The sequence below is a fragment of the Micromonospora sp. URMC 103 genome (assembly GCF_051386435.1).
Taxonomy (GTDB): domain Bacteria; phylum Actinomycetota; class Actinomycetes; order Mycobacteriales; family Micromonosporaceae; genus Micromonospora.
On sequence record NZ_JBPQTR010000006.1, the window covers coordinates 432796 to 446220 of the forward strand.

Annotated in this window: 14 protein-coding genes and 2 pseudogenes; 7 read left to right on the forward strand and 9 right to left on the reverse strand. The window is 72.1% G+C overall.

What is annotated here, in order from left to right:
- The first annotated feature begins 4 nt into the window (after positions 1-4).
- A complete protein-coding gene (locus ACSNOA_RS28270) occupies positions 5-448 on the forward strand; it encodes a MarR family winged helix-turn-helix transcriptional regulator (RefSeq protein ID WP_436662824.1) in 444 nt (147 codons plus the stop codon).
- Positions 449-496: 48 nt separating this feature from the next.
- On the opposite strand, the gene ACSNOA_RS28275 is transcribed toward ACSNOA_RS28270, so the two are convergent.
- Positions 497-1111 carry a DinB family protein gene (locus tag ACSNOA_RS28275; protein WP_436662825.1) on the reverse strand — a complete coding sequence of 205 codons (615 nt, stop codon included), beginning with the start codon at positions 1109-1111 and terminating at the stop codon, positions 497-499.
- Between the two features lie 108 nt (positions 1112-1219).
- Between ACSNOA_RS28275 and ACSNOA_RS28280 the strand changes: the two genes are divergently transcribed.
- The gene (locus ACSNOA_RS28280) at positions 1220-2014 is read left to right on the forward strand and encodes a hypothetical protein (RefSeq protein ID WP_436662826.1); all 795 of its coding nucleotides are present in this window, start codon (positions 1220-1222) and stop codon (positions 2012-2014) included.
- A 47-nt stretch (positions 2015-2061) separates the two neighbouring features.
- A complete protein-coding gene (locus ACSNOA_RS28285; protein ID WP_436662827.1) occupies positions 2062-2661 on the forward strand; it encodes a nucleotidyltransferase domain-containing protein in 600 nt (199 codons plus the stop codon).
- Positions 2662-2728: 67 nt separating this feature from the next.
- Here ACSNOA_RS28285 and ACSNOA_RS28290 read toward each other — a convergent pair whose 3' ends face one another.
- The 4 genes and pseudogenes from ACSNOA_RS28290 to ACSNOA_RS28305 form a co-directional block, all read right to left on the reverse strand.
- Positions 2729-3091: a DUF4440 domain-containing protein gene (locus tag ACSNOA_RS28290; protein WP_436662828.1), complete on the reverse strand. Its 363-nt coding sequence runs from the start codon at positions 3089-3091 to the stop codon at positions 2729-2731.
- Positions 3092-3364: 273 nt separating this feature from the next.
- Entirely contained in the window at positions 3365-3901 is a 537-nt protein-coding gene (locus ACSNOA_RS28295; RefSeq protein WP_436662829.1) for a GNAT family N-acetyltransferase, read from the reverse strand.
- Between the two features lie 414 nt (positions 3902-4315).
- Positions 4316-5476 (reverse strand): low temperature requirement protein A, encoded by a 1161-nt coding sequence (locus ACSNOA_RS28300; protein WP_436662830.1) that lies wholly within the window; start codon positions 5474-5476, stop codon positions 4316-4318.
- Positions 5477-5537: 61 nt separating this feature from the next.
- Positions 5538-5636 (reverse strand): annotated as a pseudogene (locus tag ACSNOA_RS28305) (IS481 family transposase); the annotation flags it as partial.
- A 236-nt stretch (positions 5637-5872) separates the two neighbouring features.
- Between ACSNOA_RS28305 and ACSNOA_RS28310 the strand changes: the two are divergent.
- A pseudogene (locus tag ACSNOA_RS28310) lies at positions 5873-6421 on the forward strand (integrase core domain-containing protein); the annotation flags it as partial.
- A gap of 713 nt (positions 6422-7134) precedes the next feature.
- On the opposite strand, the gene ychF reads toward ACSNOA_RS28310, so the two are convergent.
- The 3 genes from ychF to ACSNOA_RS28325 all read right to left on the reverse strand — a co-directional run bounded on the left by ychF (position 7135) and on the right by ACSNOA_RS28325 (position 9597).
- A complete protein-coding gene (ychF, locus tag ACSNOA_RS28315) occupies positions 7135-8220 on the reverse strand; it encodes a redox-regulated ATPase YchF (protein ID WP_436662831.1) in 1086 nt (361 codons plus the stop codon).
- A 23-nt stretch (positions 8221-8243) separates the two neighbouring features.
- The gene (locus ACSNOA_RS28320) at positions 8244-8978 is read right to left on the reverse strand and encodes a Type 1 glutamine amidotransferase-like domain-containing protein (RefSeq protein WP_436662832.1); all 735 of its coding nucleotides are present in this window, start codon (positions 8976-8978) and stop codon (positions 8244-8246) included.
- 106 nt (positions 8979-9084) lie between these two features.
- Positions 9085-9597 (reverse strand): MarR family winged helix-turn-helix transcriptional regulator, encoded by a 513-nt coding sequence (locus ACSNOA_RS28325; RefSeq protein ID WP_436662833.1) that lies wholly within the window; start codon positions 9595-9597, stop codon positions 9085-9087.
- An 87-nt stretch (positions 9598-9684) separates the two neighbouring features.
- On the opposite strand from ACSNOA_RS28325, the gene ACSNOA_RS28330 reads away from it, so the two are divergent.
- On the forward strand, positions 9685-10608 hold the full coding sequence (locus ACSNOA_RS28330) for an EamA family transporter (RefSeq protein ID WP_436662834.1): 924 nt from the start codon (positions 9685-9687) through the stop codon (positions 10606-10608).
- A gap of 122 nt (positions 10609-10730) precedes the next feature.
- Here the strand turns inward: ACSNOA_RS28330 and ACSNOA_RS28335 are convergent, their stop codons facing one another.
- Positions 10731-11267, reverse strand: coding sequence for a hypothetical protein (locus ACSNOA_RS28335; RefSeq protein WP_436662835.1), 537 nt, complete (start codon positions 11265-11267; stop codon positions 10731-10733).
- 149 nt (positions 11268-11416) lie between these two features.
- Here ACSNOA_RS28335 and ACSNOA_RS28340 point away from each other — a divergent pair, with 149 nt between their 5' ends.
- Positions 11417-12907: a DNA-3-methyladenine glycosylase 2 family protein gene (locus ACSNOA_RS28340; RefSeq protein WP_436662836.1), complete on the forward strand. Its 1491-nt coding sequence runs from the start codon at positions 11417-11419 to the stop codon at positions 12905-12907.
- Positions 12904-13416 carry a methylated-DNA--[protein]-cysteine S-methyltransferase gene (locus ACSNOA_RS28345; RefSeq protein WP_436662837.1) on the forward strand — a complete coding sequence of 171 codons (513 nt, stop codon included), beginning with the start codon at positions 12904-12906 and terminating at the stop codon, positions 13414-13416. The genes ACSNOA_RS28340 and ACSNOA_RS28345 overlap by 4 nt, the downstream gene beginning before the upstream one ends.
- Positions 13417-13425 lie beyond the last annotated feature (9 nt).

Below are 13425 nucleotides of genomic sequence, written 5' to 3' on the forward strand. Positions count from 1 at the left end.
GCCGATGGAACGGGAACGCGTCGACATGTATCGGCTGCTCATCGCGGATGTGTACGAGCTGGCGGGCGAGTCCCGACGCTCAAGCGAGGAGCTCGCCGGGGAACAGGGGCAGACAGCCGCGCGGTGGCACGTACTGAGCGTGCTGTCCGACGGCGCCCGCACCGTCGCGAGCGCGGCGCGCAGACTCGGCCTGGCGCGACAGAGTGTGCAGCGAGTGGTCGACAACCTGGTCACCGCCGGCCTGGTGACGTTGCACGACAATCCCGATCACGTACGCGCGCCACTCGTGGCCCTCACCGAGGAGGGTCGGACCACGCTCGCCGCCCTGCTGGAACGGTCGGACGCCGACCGTCGGGACGTCGTCGCACGGGCGGGGCTGAGCCTCCGCGATCTCGAGGATGCCCGCGCGGTGGTTAGGAGGCTGGTGAACGCCCTCAGGGACCGGTGACCCACCCGTTCGGGCTCACGCCGGGCGCCGGGTGTCCGCCCCGCGGTTTCAGCCGTGGGCGGTGACGGAACCGTCGTGATGGGGCTCGGTGGCGGCCGCCTTGGCGGCCCGCTCGATCCTCGCGCGTCGGGCCTCCCAGAACGCCGCATCGTGCTGCGTGTCCGCGTCCCAGGCGGCCACCCCGGTCGCGCCGTCGAGCTGTTCGCGCAGGATGTCGGCGTGTCCGGCGTGCCGGCTGGTCTCGGCGAGCACGTGGACCAGGATGTTGAACAGCTTCACGTCCGGCCGTGGCCACCAGGGCACGTGGCCCGGGGAGTCGACGGCGAGCGCGGTGATCGTGGCGTCCGAGTGCTTCCACACGCGACGGTAGCGGTCGATGATCTCCTCGCGGGTCTCGTGCTCCGTCGCCCACATCAGCGAGTCGTGTTCCCGGACGTCGTCCCACCGGGGCAGCCGCTCGGGGAACGGCCGGTCGAAGACCTCGCCGAAGTACCAGGACTCCGTGACCGACAGGTGCTTGACCAGGCCGAGAAGGTTTGTCCCCGTCACGGTCAGCGGGCGGCGGACGTCGTACTCGGGCAACCCGTCGAGCTTCCACAGCATCGTCTCGCGAATATCTCGCAGATCGCTGTGCAGGTACTCCTTCGCGAAATCATCGATCATGCCGCGTGAGCCTTCCATCCGCCGTCGACGCGCTCAACCCGGACTGCCGACCTACGGGCAGCCTTTGCGGGGCCACGCGAACTCCCTTGCGCCGGCATACTTCCACGCATGGATCGAGGCACCCGGCGGATGACGTCCGGCGCTGCGCTGCTCCTGGTTCTGGCGCTGGTGGGCGGTGTCTCCTGGCACTTTCTCGACAAGCTGGAGGGTCGCCTCCAGGAGAGGGTCGGCGACATCGTCGACCTACGGCGAAGCCCGCTCCACGAGAGCGCCGTGGCCGACGCCGCCAAGAAAGTCGACAGGGTCCTCTTCCGGTTCGAATACGACCACCTCTACCAGGCCGACAAGTACGCACACTCCGCGGGCCAGCACCCCGACGTCAAGGTCCTCACGGTCACCGGCGAGACGCACTGGCAGACCGGTGTGACCCTGGTGCTCCAGGTGACCGGTCACGGCGTGGAGATCGGGGCGGACGGCTCAGTGATCGACGAGGGTGACGAGCAGATCTGCTTTCGTCTCCAGCTCGGCCCGGAGAACGACACCCGCGACGACGACATCGCATGCCCGAGGGGAGCTCCGCTACCGGTCACCAAGGACCCGACGCTCGCCGGCGTCGACGACCGTCTGAAGGTCGCCCTGCGGTCCGCCGGCTCCAACGAGGACGCCGTCCGCGCGGCGCTCGTCGGCCTGCAACTCGACCCGGCGATTCAACAGGACGTCGGTGCGCGACAGGGCACGGTGGGTGTCGGCCTGCGAGCCTCGCAGTACGACTGCATTCTGGCCCGCGTCACCGCGAAGGGGCCGCAGCTCTGGCGGCCCTCGCACACCCAGCTCGCACCGGGCGAGATGAGCTGCACCGCGGAGACCGCCCTGAGCACCGCCTTCGGGAAGTACCCGCACTGAACACACGCTACGTCGCCTCGGGGCGAGGTGGCTGTCAGCCTGGGTTCATGCGGTACGACCCACAGCGGCACATCTGGTCTGCGCTCTCCGTCGGCGAGGTGCGCTCACTGTTTCCAGGTTGTCCAGCGCGCTGGTGGCTCTCGGGCGGTTGGGCCATCGACCATTGGCTGGAAACCACGAGCCGACATCACGGCGACATCGATGTCAGCACCCTCCGGCCGGCGCTCCCGGCCTTGCTCGACAGCATGTCGGCGAGGCTGCGGCCCTTCGCCGCCATGAACGGGCACCTGTTGTCGCTGGCGGAGCACCTCGACGACCCCGCACTGCACAACATCTGGCTACGCGACGAAAAGCGCGATCGGTGGGTCCTCCAAATCAATCTGGAGGACGGCGACGAGGCGGTCTGGCGGTATCGCCGCGATCCACGCATCACGCTCCCCTGGAGTCGGGCCGTCGCACCGGTACGCGGCGTGCCGACAGGGACGCCGGCCACTCAACTGCTCTGGAAGTCGCGAGATCCCCGTACCCGTGACGAGCACGACCTCCGCATCTCCCAGGGCATCCTGGACGCGGAGGAACGGCGGTGGTTGCGCGAGGCCATCCGCACCGCGCACCCGCAGTCGCCGTGGGTGCGGGATGTCGTCTGACACGTTCCTGACTGACGGGATGCGGCAGCGCTTGCGCTGAGCAAAAGGCCCAGCGCGAATGTCCCCGTCACGCGCCGCCGAGGGAGCTGAACTGGATGCCGGCCAGTCGCCAGCCCTCGGGCAGCTCGACCCGGGTCTGGCTGACGCGGACGGTCAATGCCATCTCCTGCCCGCGCCAGGTCGAGCGGGTGCGCTGGACGCACCGGACGATGGCCGCATGACCGTAGTAGGACACCTCCACGTCGTCGCTCTCCAGACTGGTGTAGGCGGACTCGGCGAACTTGCCGACCCACTGTGCCTTGTCGAGCACGTAGCCCTGCTCGCCGATGGACCGGAAGTCGTCGGCGAGCAACGCGTTCAGCAGGTCGGTGTCGGCGCGTAGCTCAGCCTCGTCGAAGGCACGCTGGAGTCGATGAATCTCTGCGATCACGACCAGATTCTGCCCGGCCGTGCGATCGGGTGGCGGCCCGGGCCGCGCGGGAACGGGCGGGTTTCAGACGTCGATGCGGAAGTCAGGGCGCGGCACACTGACCAGCGGCAACAGCGCTCGACGCCGGCTCCCACGCCTTCCCTTCTGCCATGACCGCTCGCTGGTTCAGCCTTTTGCCTTCGTCCTGCGCGGGTGATGGCTGACACCGCGGCCTCGGACGATGCCCTACCTGGTTGGCATCCCGGTCAGCGACCGGGCGACCGGCGGGCCCGCTCAGCCGAGCTTCTTGGTCAGGATCTCGAACGCGAGGTCCGACCGCTTGGGCAGCCCGAACCGCTCGTCCCCGTACGGGAACGGGGTCAGCTCGCCGGTACGGATGTAGCCGCGGCGCTCGTACCAGGCGATCAGGTCGTGCCGTTGGACGATGACGGTCATCCGCATCTCGCCGACGCCCCACTCCTCCGTGGCGAACCGCTCTGCCTCCGCCAGCAGGGCCCGGCCGAGCCCGCCACCCTGCAGCACCGGCGAAACCGCGAACATGCCGAAGTAGGCGTGGCCGCTGCGGCGCTCCAGCTGGCAGCAGGCGACGATCTTCGTCCGATCCTCGGCGACCAGCACCGCGCCCTCCGGGTGCGTCACGGCCGCGCGCACCATGTCGACGTCGGTGCGCTGCCCGTCGAGCAGGTCCGCCTCATGGGTCCAGCCGGCCTGGCTTCGCTCCCCCCGGTACGCCGACTCGACAAGGTCGACGAGGGTGGGCACGTCGGCTGGGCGGGCTGCGCGGATGGTGCAGAGTTCAGATCTCGTCATCGTTGGGTCTCCCGGGCCGCGGCGAGTCGCCGGATCAGCTTAGGCACCCCGCGGGGGCTCGGTGTCACCCGCACGCCCAGGGCACCATGGCACTAGCGGCCGTCGGCCGAGCGGGCCGCCGCCTACTTCACCGCCCTCTACGGCAAGGCGTACAAGCTCTACCCGCAGAAGTCGTGCGGCTGCTTCCACGTCACCAGCGTGCTGACCAAGGAGGAGCGGCGGGCGAAGAAGGCCGCCGCCCGCCAGGCCGCCGTCAACCAGACCCTCGCGCAGGCCGCCTGACATGGGCAGCGCGATGGGCGCCCGGAAGACGGCGGCCACCCGGATCGGCCTCACCGTCGAGGAGTACGGCCTCTTCGTGGACGCCGGCTTCAAGTGGTGCGGACTGATCTGCCTGCTCGGGCGTCCCGGTGATCATGCAGGCACCGCGCGGCTGAGTGGCGCGCCGGGACGGTGCCCGTCGATCAGCAGCATGACGAGCATCAGGATGATCACGACGCCCAGGTGCAGGGCGGAGTTGACGCTTGCGCCGATGGGGGTGCTGGCCAGGACGAGCGCGGCCGTGGCACGGCGGCTGGTGGTCCGCCTGACGCCGACGGAGTGGCGGAGGTCGGCGATGGCGGCGAGGAAGAGGGCCACACCGGCGGTGAGGGCGAGCGCGGCGGGCCATCCGGCGGGGGTCTCGGGGTGGACGACCACGGCGTGCAGGCCGGTGGCGGTGGCGATGATGCCGAGAAGCAGCACGACGTGGTCGAGGTTGTAGACGCGGGCAGCCAGGCGGGCTCGGGTGGCGTCGTCGGCGTGTTCGAGGGCGGCTTCGCTGGCGGCGGTGTCGGTGAAGTAGGTCCACCAGAAAGTGGCGGGGAGGGCGAGGGCCATCACGACGGCGCCGGCGACGCCGGGGTTGAGGTGGTCCACCCGGGCGCCCATGCCGATGGCGACGACGGTTTCGCCGAGGGCCACGATGACGAGCAGGGCGTGCCGTTCGACGAAGTGGGCGGGGCGGACGTGGAGGCTCGCGGCGGCGCCGACCCAGGAGTGGCCGGGCAGCAGGAAGGGCAGGACGCTCTGGATGAAGATGGCGGCGACCCAGAGGACGGGCACGGCGGGTCCGGTGAGCAGGCCGGCGACGATCACGAGGGCGGCACCGCCGAGTTCGTAGGGGACGAACCGGCGGACGGCCGGCCGGTGGGGGCTGCGGCTGAACAGGCCGATGTGGACGGTGACCACGATGAGGTAGCCGACGCCGAAGAGCAGGCCGCTGCCGGTGAAGGCGTGGGGGATGGCGGCGGCGGTGAGCAGGAAGCCGGCCATGCCGCCGAAGAGGAGGAGTATGCGGACGGGGCGGCGGGGTGGGACGTGGTTGGTCAGCCAGACGTAGCCGCTGTAGACGTACCAGAGCAGGCCGAGGATCAGGACGGTCTGACCGACGCCGGCCCAGTTGAGGTGGTGCTCGAGCAGGCCGGCGAGTTGGGTGACGGTGAGGACGAAGACGACGTCGAAGAAGATTTCGACGGGGGTGGCGCGGTCGGCGACGTCGGTGTCGGCGTTCTGGCCGCGGGGCTCGCTCGGCATGGCGTGACGTTAGCGGGTGGCGGCGGCCGTCCGAGGGCGTACAGGACGATCAGCCCGGGTCGCGCTCCGCGACCCGTCGTAGCGGCCAACCGTCATCGACCACACAGCTGGCCAGGCGCAGCCTCCCGCGCTCTGCCAGGGGTGCGTTAGCGTGTGGCACGAGGACCTCCAGGGTGGTGCGAAACCTTCGTGCAACCAGCGGCCTCCCTTGACGATCGTGTGGATTCCCGGCCCGACCGTCCGGAGGAGCGCAGCGTGTCCTGACAGTGCCCTACCGTATCGGGATGGACGAGCTGATCCCGATGCCGACCGCGTCACCCGACTTGCCAAGCTTCGCCGACTCAACGGCCGTGGCATTGTGAGGGAGGCGGCAGAGCTGGAGTACCACCTGAGGGGCCCCGCCCTAGTGAGGTGTTGTTCGAGCGGATCTGCCGGGAGAACGGCATCGTGGCCCGCAACACCAAACCCCGCACCCCGACCACCACCGGGAAGGTAGAACGGTTCCATCAGAGCCTGCAGGGTGAATGCCTGGACGGGGGGGTGTTCGCCACTCTGGATGAGGCCCAGGCCGCGGTGGACGCCTTCGTCGCCGAATACAACTACGACCGGCCCCACCAGGGCATCGACGACGCCTTCCCCGCCGACCGTTTCCACCGCCCCACGGCAGGACGAGACCGGCCTGAGGCGGAAAATCTGCCCCTGCGTCTGCCGGCCGGGCTGCTGCCCACCCCACCACCGGCCCCGAGGAAGCCACCCGCCATCCAGATCGACGCGTCGATCACCGTGTCCACCGGCCGGCCGCAGCCGGTGCAGCTCGTCCGGGTCGTGTCATCGTCGGGCAACCTGACCGTCGCCCAGCAGCAGGTGTGGCTCGGCCCAGCCCTCGCCGGCACCCCGGTCACGATCTGGGTCGACACCGACCGGCTCCACGTCCTGACCGCCGACGAAACGATCACCTCTCGGACGTACTACTAAAAACCCGCTGATGGAAGCATGGGGTCGTAGAAGCCGGCCCAGATAGGACCGCGGAGTGGTGGACAACTTCCGATGTAGCCGCCTACCTCGGTGTCAAGGTAGCGACGGTGACGAACTACCGGAAGCGGGGCCAGATGCCAGAGCCAGACGCAACGATCGGGCGCACCCACGTACTGCTCGCGCTGCGCGTCCAAGACGTCGACCTCGCCTCGCGGCTGGTCCGCATCGAATGGCAGTTCGCGCCGCAATCCAAGGTGCGGGCGGAACCCAAGACGCCGCGTTCGCGCCGGACAGTGCCGCTGCCCCAGGTCGTCGCCGACGCTCTCCGGGCGCACATGGCGCAGTACCCGCCGGCTGGTGACGGCACTCTCTTCACAACCCGCTTCGCTGGCCCCTACCGGCACGACTACTACGGCACACTCATCTTTCGGAGCGGCTGTCTGGAAGGCTGGCCTGCCGGACAGCATCACGACGCACGACCTGCGCCATCACCACGCGTCGGTCATCACGGTCGCCGAGCGGTTGGGGCACGAGAACGCGACCCTGGTCCTGTCGACGTACGGGCACCTGATGCCGGACTCGGAGGAGCGCACCCGACGCGCCGTCGATGAGGCCTGGTGTTGTGCTCCCGGTGTGCCCCAGAGCGAGGGTCCAACCTCGTGACCTGCGGAAACGGGCCGGGTTCAGACGTTGAAGCGGAACTCCACGACGTCGCCGTCCTGCATGACGTACTCCTTGCCCTCGATCCGGACCTTGCCGGCCGCCTTGGCGGCGGCCATGCTCCCGGCCGTGACCAGGTCGCCGTAGGAGACGACCTCGGCTTTGATGAAGCCGCGCTGGAAGTCGGAGTGGATGACCCCCGCGGCCTCCGGCGCGGTCGCGCCGACCGGGATGGTCCAGGCCCGCGCCTCCTTGGGGCCGGCCGTGAGGTACGTCTGGAGCCCGAGCGTCCGGAAGCCGACCCGGACGAGCTGGTCGAGCCCCGGCTCGCTCTGCCCGATCGACTCCAGCAGCTCCCGGGCCTCGTCCTCGGGCAGGTCCACCAGCTCCGACTCGATCTTCGCGTCCATGAAGATCGCCTCGGCGGGCGCGACGAGGGCGCGCATCTCGTCGAGGAACTCGGCGTTGCCCAGCTCGGCCTCGTCGACGTTGAAGACGTAGAGGAACGGCTTGGTGGTGAGCAGGTGCAGCTCGCGCAGGTGCTCCACCTCGATGCCCGCGGCGGCGGCGCCGGCGTAGAGGGTGACGCCGGTGTCGAGCAGCTCGGCGGCCTGCTTGGCGGCGGTCGCGGCGGCCGCCCGGTCCTTGCGGAGCTTGGCCTCCTTCTCCAGCCGCGGCACCGCCTTCTCCAGCGTCTGGAGGTCGGCGAGGATCAGCTCGGTGTTGATCGTCTCGATGTCGTCGGCCGGGGAGACCTTGCCGTCGACGTGCACCACGTTCGGGTCGGAGAAGGCCCGCACCACCTGGCAGATCGCCGTGGCGTCCCGGATGTTCGCAAGGAACGCGTTGCCCCGGCCCTGGCCCTTGGAGGCCCCGCGGACGAGGCCGGCGATGTCGACGAACGACACCGGCGCGGGCAGCACCTTCTGCGAGCTGAAGATCTCGGCGAGCTTTCCCAGCCGCTCGTCGGGCAGCCCCACGACGCCGACGTTGGGCTCGATGGTGGCGAACGGGTAGTTCGCCGCGAGCACGTCGTTCTTGGTGAGCGCGTTGAACAGGGTGCTCTTGCCGACGTTGGGCAGGCCGACGATGCCGATGGTGAGACTCACGACGAGCCAGCTTACCCGTGACGTCAGCGGAGCAGGCGCGGGGCGATGACGGTCTCCCGTACCGTGCCGTCGGCGGCGCGGCTCACCTCGTACGCCGAGACCCCCTCCCGGTCCGCGACGGCCTCGACCAGCGTGTCCCCTCGGTAGACCAGGCCGACCCCGTCGTCGGTGCAGTGCGAGACGGGCAGCGTGCCGTCGCCCACCAGCCGGTGGACGAGCGGCCGGCGCTGCTCCTCGCTGTCGTAGTGCACGCCGTTGCCGTACGGCAGCCAGCCCAGCCCGTCGGTGAACCCGCGCAGCTCCGGGCCGAAGCTGTCGGTGGCCCCGCCCACGTGCCAGCAGATCGAGCCGGCGGACACCCCGCCGAGCACCACCCCGGCCTGCCAGGACTCGTGGAGGATCTCGTCGAGGCCGTGCACCCGCCACACGGCCACGAGGTTGGCCACGCTGCCGCCCCCGACCCAGATCATGTCCTGGGCGAGCAGGTGGGCCCGGATGTCGTCGACGTTCGGCATCGGGAACAGGGCGAGGTGCGACAGCCGGAACCGGGTGCCGGCGAACGCGCCGTACATCGCCGTGAAGGAGGTGGGCTGGTCGCCGACGGCCTGCCCGAGGTAGCAGATGCGCGGCTCCGGGCCGGCCTGGGCCAGCTCCGCTCCCAGGTCGAAGATCGGGCCGGGCCGGAGGTCGTACGGCCCGCGCCTGCGGCTGGAGAAGCCCATGCTGGTGGCGAGGATGGTCGGTTCGCTGGCGGGCACGAGTCGTCCTTCCGTCGGGAGCGGTCGCCGAGCATCCTCCCCCGGCCGCCGCGGGCCCGCCGGCCGACCCCGGGGGGCCGGCGTGACGTCTGCGCCCCGCGCCAGGTCAGTGTGCGTCGTCCGTGGCGCCCGCGAGGAGCGTACGCAGCAGGTCGCCGAGGCGTTCCTGGTCCTCGGGCGGCAGCGTGTCGAGGATCCGGCGCTGCACGGCGAGCCCGGCGTCGGCGGCCTCCTCGATCACCTGCCGTCCCGTCTCGGTGAGGGTGACCTGGAGGCCCCGCCGGTCGGTCGGGTCGGGTGCCCGGCGCACGAGTCCGGCGCGTTCGAGCCGGTCGAGCCGGCCGGTCATCCCGCCGGACGTGAGCATCAGTGAGGCCGTGAGCGCCTTGGGCGCCAGAGTGTACGGCGCGCCGGAGCGGCGCAGCGCGGCCAGCACGTCGAACTCGCCCCGGCCGATCCCCCACCGCGCGTAGACCCGCTGCTGCTCGTCGCCGACCAGCCGGGCCAGCCGGTAGATCCGGCCGAACACCGCCATCGGCTCGGGACGCATGCCCGGCCGCTCGCGCTGCCACTGCGCGACGATCGCGTCCACGTCGTCCCGGCTCACCCGTTCCGTCACATCCGGATTGTGCCGCACGGACCCCTTCCCACTTAACTTGGGCTCAAGTATCTTAGCCCTAAGATACTTAGTGCTGAGGAGGACGCCATGGACCGCCGCTGGACGGACGTGCTGTCGACCGCCGTGGCCCCCACCGTGTGGGGCACGACGTACCTGGTGACGAGCGAGCTGCTGCCGCCGGGGCGGCCGCTCTGGTCCGGCGTGCTGCGGGCGCTCCCCGCCGGGCTGCTGCTGCTCGCGCTCACCCGGCGCCGCCCGCACGGGGCCTGGTGGTGGCGCTCGCTGGTGCTGGGCGCGCTCAACATCGGCGCGTTCTTCCCGCTGCTCTTCCTGGCCGCGTACCGGCTGCCCGGCGGCACGGCCGCCGTGCTCGGTGCGGTGCAGCCGCTGCTGGTGGCCGGGCTGACCGTGCTCGTGCTCGGCGAACGGCCCCGCGCCCTGGCCGCCGCCGTCGCCGCGCCGCTCGGCGTCACGCTCGTGGTGCTGCGCCCCGACGCCGGCCTCGACGCGGTGGGCATCGCCGCGGGCCTGACCGCCACGGCCGCGATGGCCACCGGGCTGGTGCTCACCCGACGCTGGGGGCGCCCCGACGGCGTGGGCACGCTCACCGTCACCGGATGGCAGCTCGCCGCGGGCGGACTCATGGTGGTGCCGCTCGCCCTCGCCGTCGAGGGCCGGCCACCGGCCCCGGACCTGCCCGCCCTCGCCGGGTACGCCTGGCTCACGCTGGTCGGGACCGCCCTCGCGTACGCGCTGTGGTTCCGGGGCGCCGCCCGGCTGCCGGTCACCCAGGTGTCGCTGCTGGGGGCGCTCAGCCCGCTGACCGCGGCCGCCCTCGGCTGGGTGGCGCTGGGCCAGTCGTTCACCGCCTGGCAGCTCGCCGGGTTCGCCCTGGCGGTCGGCGCCACGGCGCTCGGCCAGCGCCCGCCCCGCGAGGACCGGCGCCGGCCCGAGCCGCTGCGTCGGGTGAACGGTCAGCCCCGGCTGCTCCCGGTCGCCGTCGATCGGTGACGTGCCGGCGAGACGACACGCCGCACGAGGACTCGCCGAAGCGTCACCGACCGGCAGGCCTCACCGCGAGCCCGGGGCGCGCCGGCAGGCCTCACCGCGAGCCCGGCTCGCGCCGGCAGGCCTCACCGCGAGCCCGGCTCGCGCCGGAGCTGGCGCGGCACGACCGCCCCGAACGGCCCGGTGGGCGGGTCGGCCGCGATCGGCAGGTCCTCGTACAGCTCGGGTGGAACGTCGCCCGGCGCCAGCTCGCGGGCCGCGGCGAGGGGCAGGGTGAACCGGGCCTCGGCGGCGGGGCCCGCCGCGCACGACTCGCGGAGCATCCAGCGCACCTCGTCGGCCGTCCAGCCCAGCCCCACCCGGGCGGCGATCTCCCGGACCAGGCGCAGGCCGGGCAGGGTGTCGTCGTCGTAGAACCGCATGCACCAGTGGTGCGCCCACATGCCCAGGGCCCGCAGGCCGTCGTGGTCGAGTGACTGGGCCAGTCGGCCGCAGGCGGTGTCGGCGAAGGGACGGGTGTGGTCGGTGGCGCGGTCACGCTCGATGGCGCCCACGGCGGCCGGGGCGACGGCCCGCATCCGCCGGTAGAAGCCCTGGAGGACGGCCCGGTCCAGCGGAGGGTGCCCGCTCCGCGTCGCTCCGCGACCCGCCACGCTCGCCATCGCTGCACCCTTCTTGAGTTGGTGGCCGGACACTAGCGCCCACTACCGACACTTTCGACGACGCGTATCGAACCGCCGGGCGGGACGGCGCACGGCCACGTCCGATTCCCGCCAGCCGATGCCCGGCGGCCGGGGGCATCATCGGTGGCGTGGACTTGGACTTCGAGCGGTGCTATCGGGCCGTCGACAGCCGTGACCAGCGGTTCGACGGCTGGTTCTACACCGGCGTGACGTCGACCGGCGTCTACTGCCGGCCCTCGTGCCCGGCCACCACACCCAAGCGGCAGAACGTCCGGTTCTTCCCGTCGGCGGCCGCCGCGCAGGGCGCCGGGTTGCGCGCCTGCCGCCGCTGCCGCCCGGACGCGGCGCCAGGCTCACCCCAGTGGGACGTCCGCGCCGACGTGGTGGGACGGGCCATGCGGCTGATCGCCGACGGGGTGGTCGACCGGGACGGCGTGCCCGGGCTCGCCTCCCGACTCGGCTACACCGAGCGACACCTGCACCGGATGCTCCGCGCCGAGCTGGGGGCCGGGCCGCTGGCCCTGGCCCGGGCCCAGCGGGCGCAGACCGCCCGGATCCTCGTCGAGACCACGGGGCTGGGCATGGCGGAGATCGCGTTCGCGGCCGGGTTCGGCAGCGTACGGCAGTTCAACGACACGGTTCGCGAGGTGTACGGCGTGGCCCCGACCGAGCTGCGCCACGCGCGCCGGGGACTGCCGGCCCCCGGTGGGGCGGGAACGATCACCCTCCGGCTCGCGTACCGCCCGCCGCTGCACGCGGTCGCGCTGCTGGACTTCCTCGCGGTGCGGGCGCTGCCCGGCGTCGAGGAGGTCCGGGACGGCACGTACCGCCGGGGGTTGCGACTGCCGCACGGCGCCGCCGAGGTGGCGCTGACCCCGGCCGACGGTCACGTGTCGGCGACGCTGCGGCTCGCCGACATGCGGGACCTGGCTCCGGCCGTGGCGCGCTGCCGCCGCCTGCTGGACCTCGACGCGGACCCGGTGGCCGTCGACGCCGCGCTCGGTGCGGACCCGGCGTTCGCGAGCGCGGTCGCCGCCGAGCCGGGCGTCCGGCTGCCGCGCTCGGTCGACGGCTTCGAGATGGCGGTACGCGCCATCGTCGGTCAGCAGGTCTCCGTGGCCGCCGCCCGCACCACCCTGACCCGCCTCCTGACCCACACGACCGCACCCGATCCCGTCGATCATGAGATCGACGGCGATGCGGATCTCCGGGAACGCCGCCAACCTCATGATCACCGGAGCCTGAGGGGGTTTCCCGCCGCCGAGGACGTCGCCGGGCTGCCGGACGCGGCGTTCCGGATGCCGGCCGGGCGGCGGGAGACGATCCGGGCGCTCGCCCGGGCGGTCGCCGACGGGTCGCTCGACCTGGCGCCCGGGGGCGACCGCGAGGAGGCCGTACGCCGGCTCGTCGCGGTGCCCGGCATCGGCGCCTGGACCGCCGGCTACGTGGCGATGCGCGCACTCGGCGACCCCGACGTTTTCCTCCCCACCGACCTGGCGGTCCGGCGCGGCGCGGCCGCCCTCGGCCTGCCCGACGACCCGAAGACCCTCGACGCGTACGCCGACCGCTGGCGTCCCTGGCGATCCTACGCGGTGATCCGACTCTGGAGAGCGCTGTGACCACGATCGACACTGCCGTGCTTGCCACTCCGGCCGGCCCGCTGACCATCCTCACCGGCCCCGACGGGGCGGTCCGGGCCGCCGGCTTCACGGCCGACCCGGAGGGCCTGCTGCCGCTGCTCCACCCCGCCCTGCGCGGGCCGCTGCGCGAACGCGCCGACCTCGGCCCGGTCACCGCCGCGGTCCGGTCCTACCTGGACGGCGACCTCACGGCGATCGACGCCGTACCCGTCGAGCAACGCACCGGCGGGGAGTTCATGGGGCACGCCTGGCGCGTGCTGCGGGAGGTGAAGCCCGGCGACCCGGTGACCTACACCGCGTTCGCCGGGCTCGCCGGCCGGCCCCTGGCCGTACGCGCCGCCGCGGCCGCCTGCGCCCGTAACGCGGCCGCCCTGTTCGTGCCCTGCCACCGGGTGCTGCGCACCGACGGGACGCTGGGCGGCTACCGCTGGGGCCTCGACGTGAAGAAGTGGCTTCTCGGTCATGAGCGGCGGTTGACGGCAAGCTGACACCGGCCG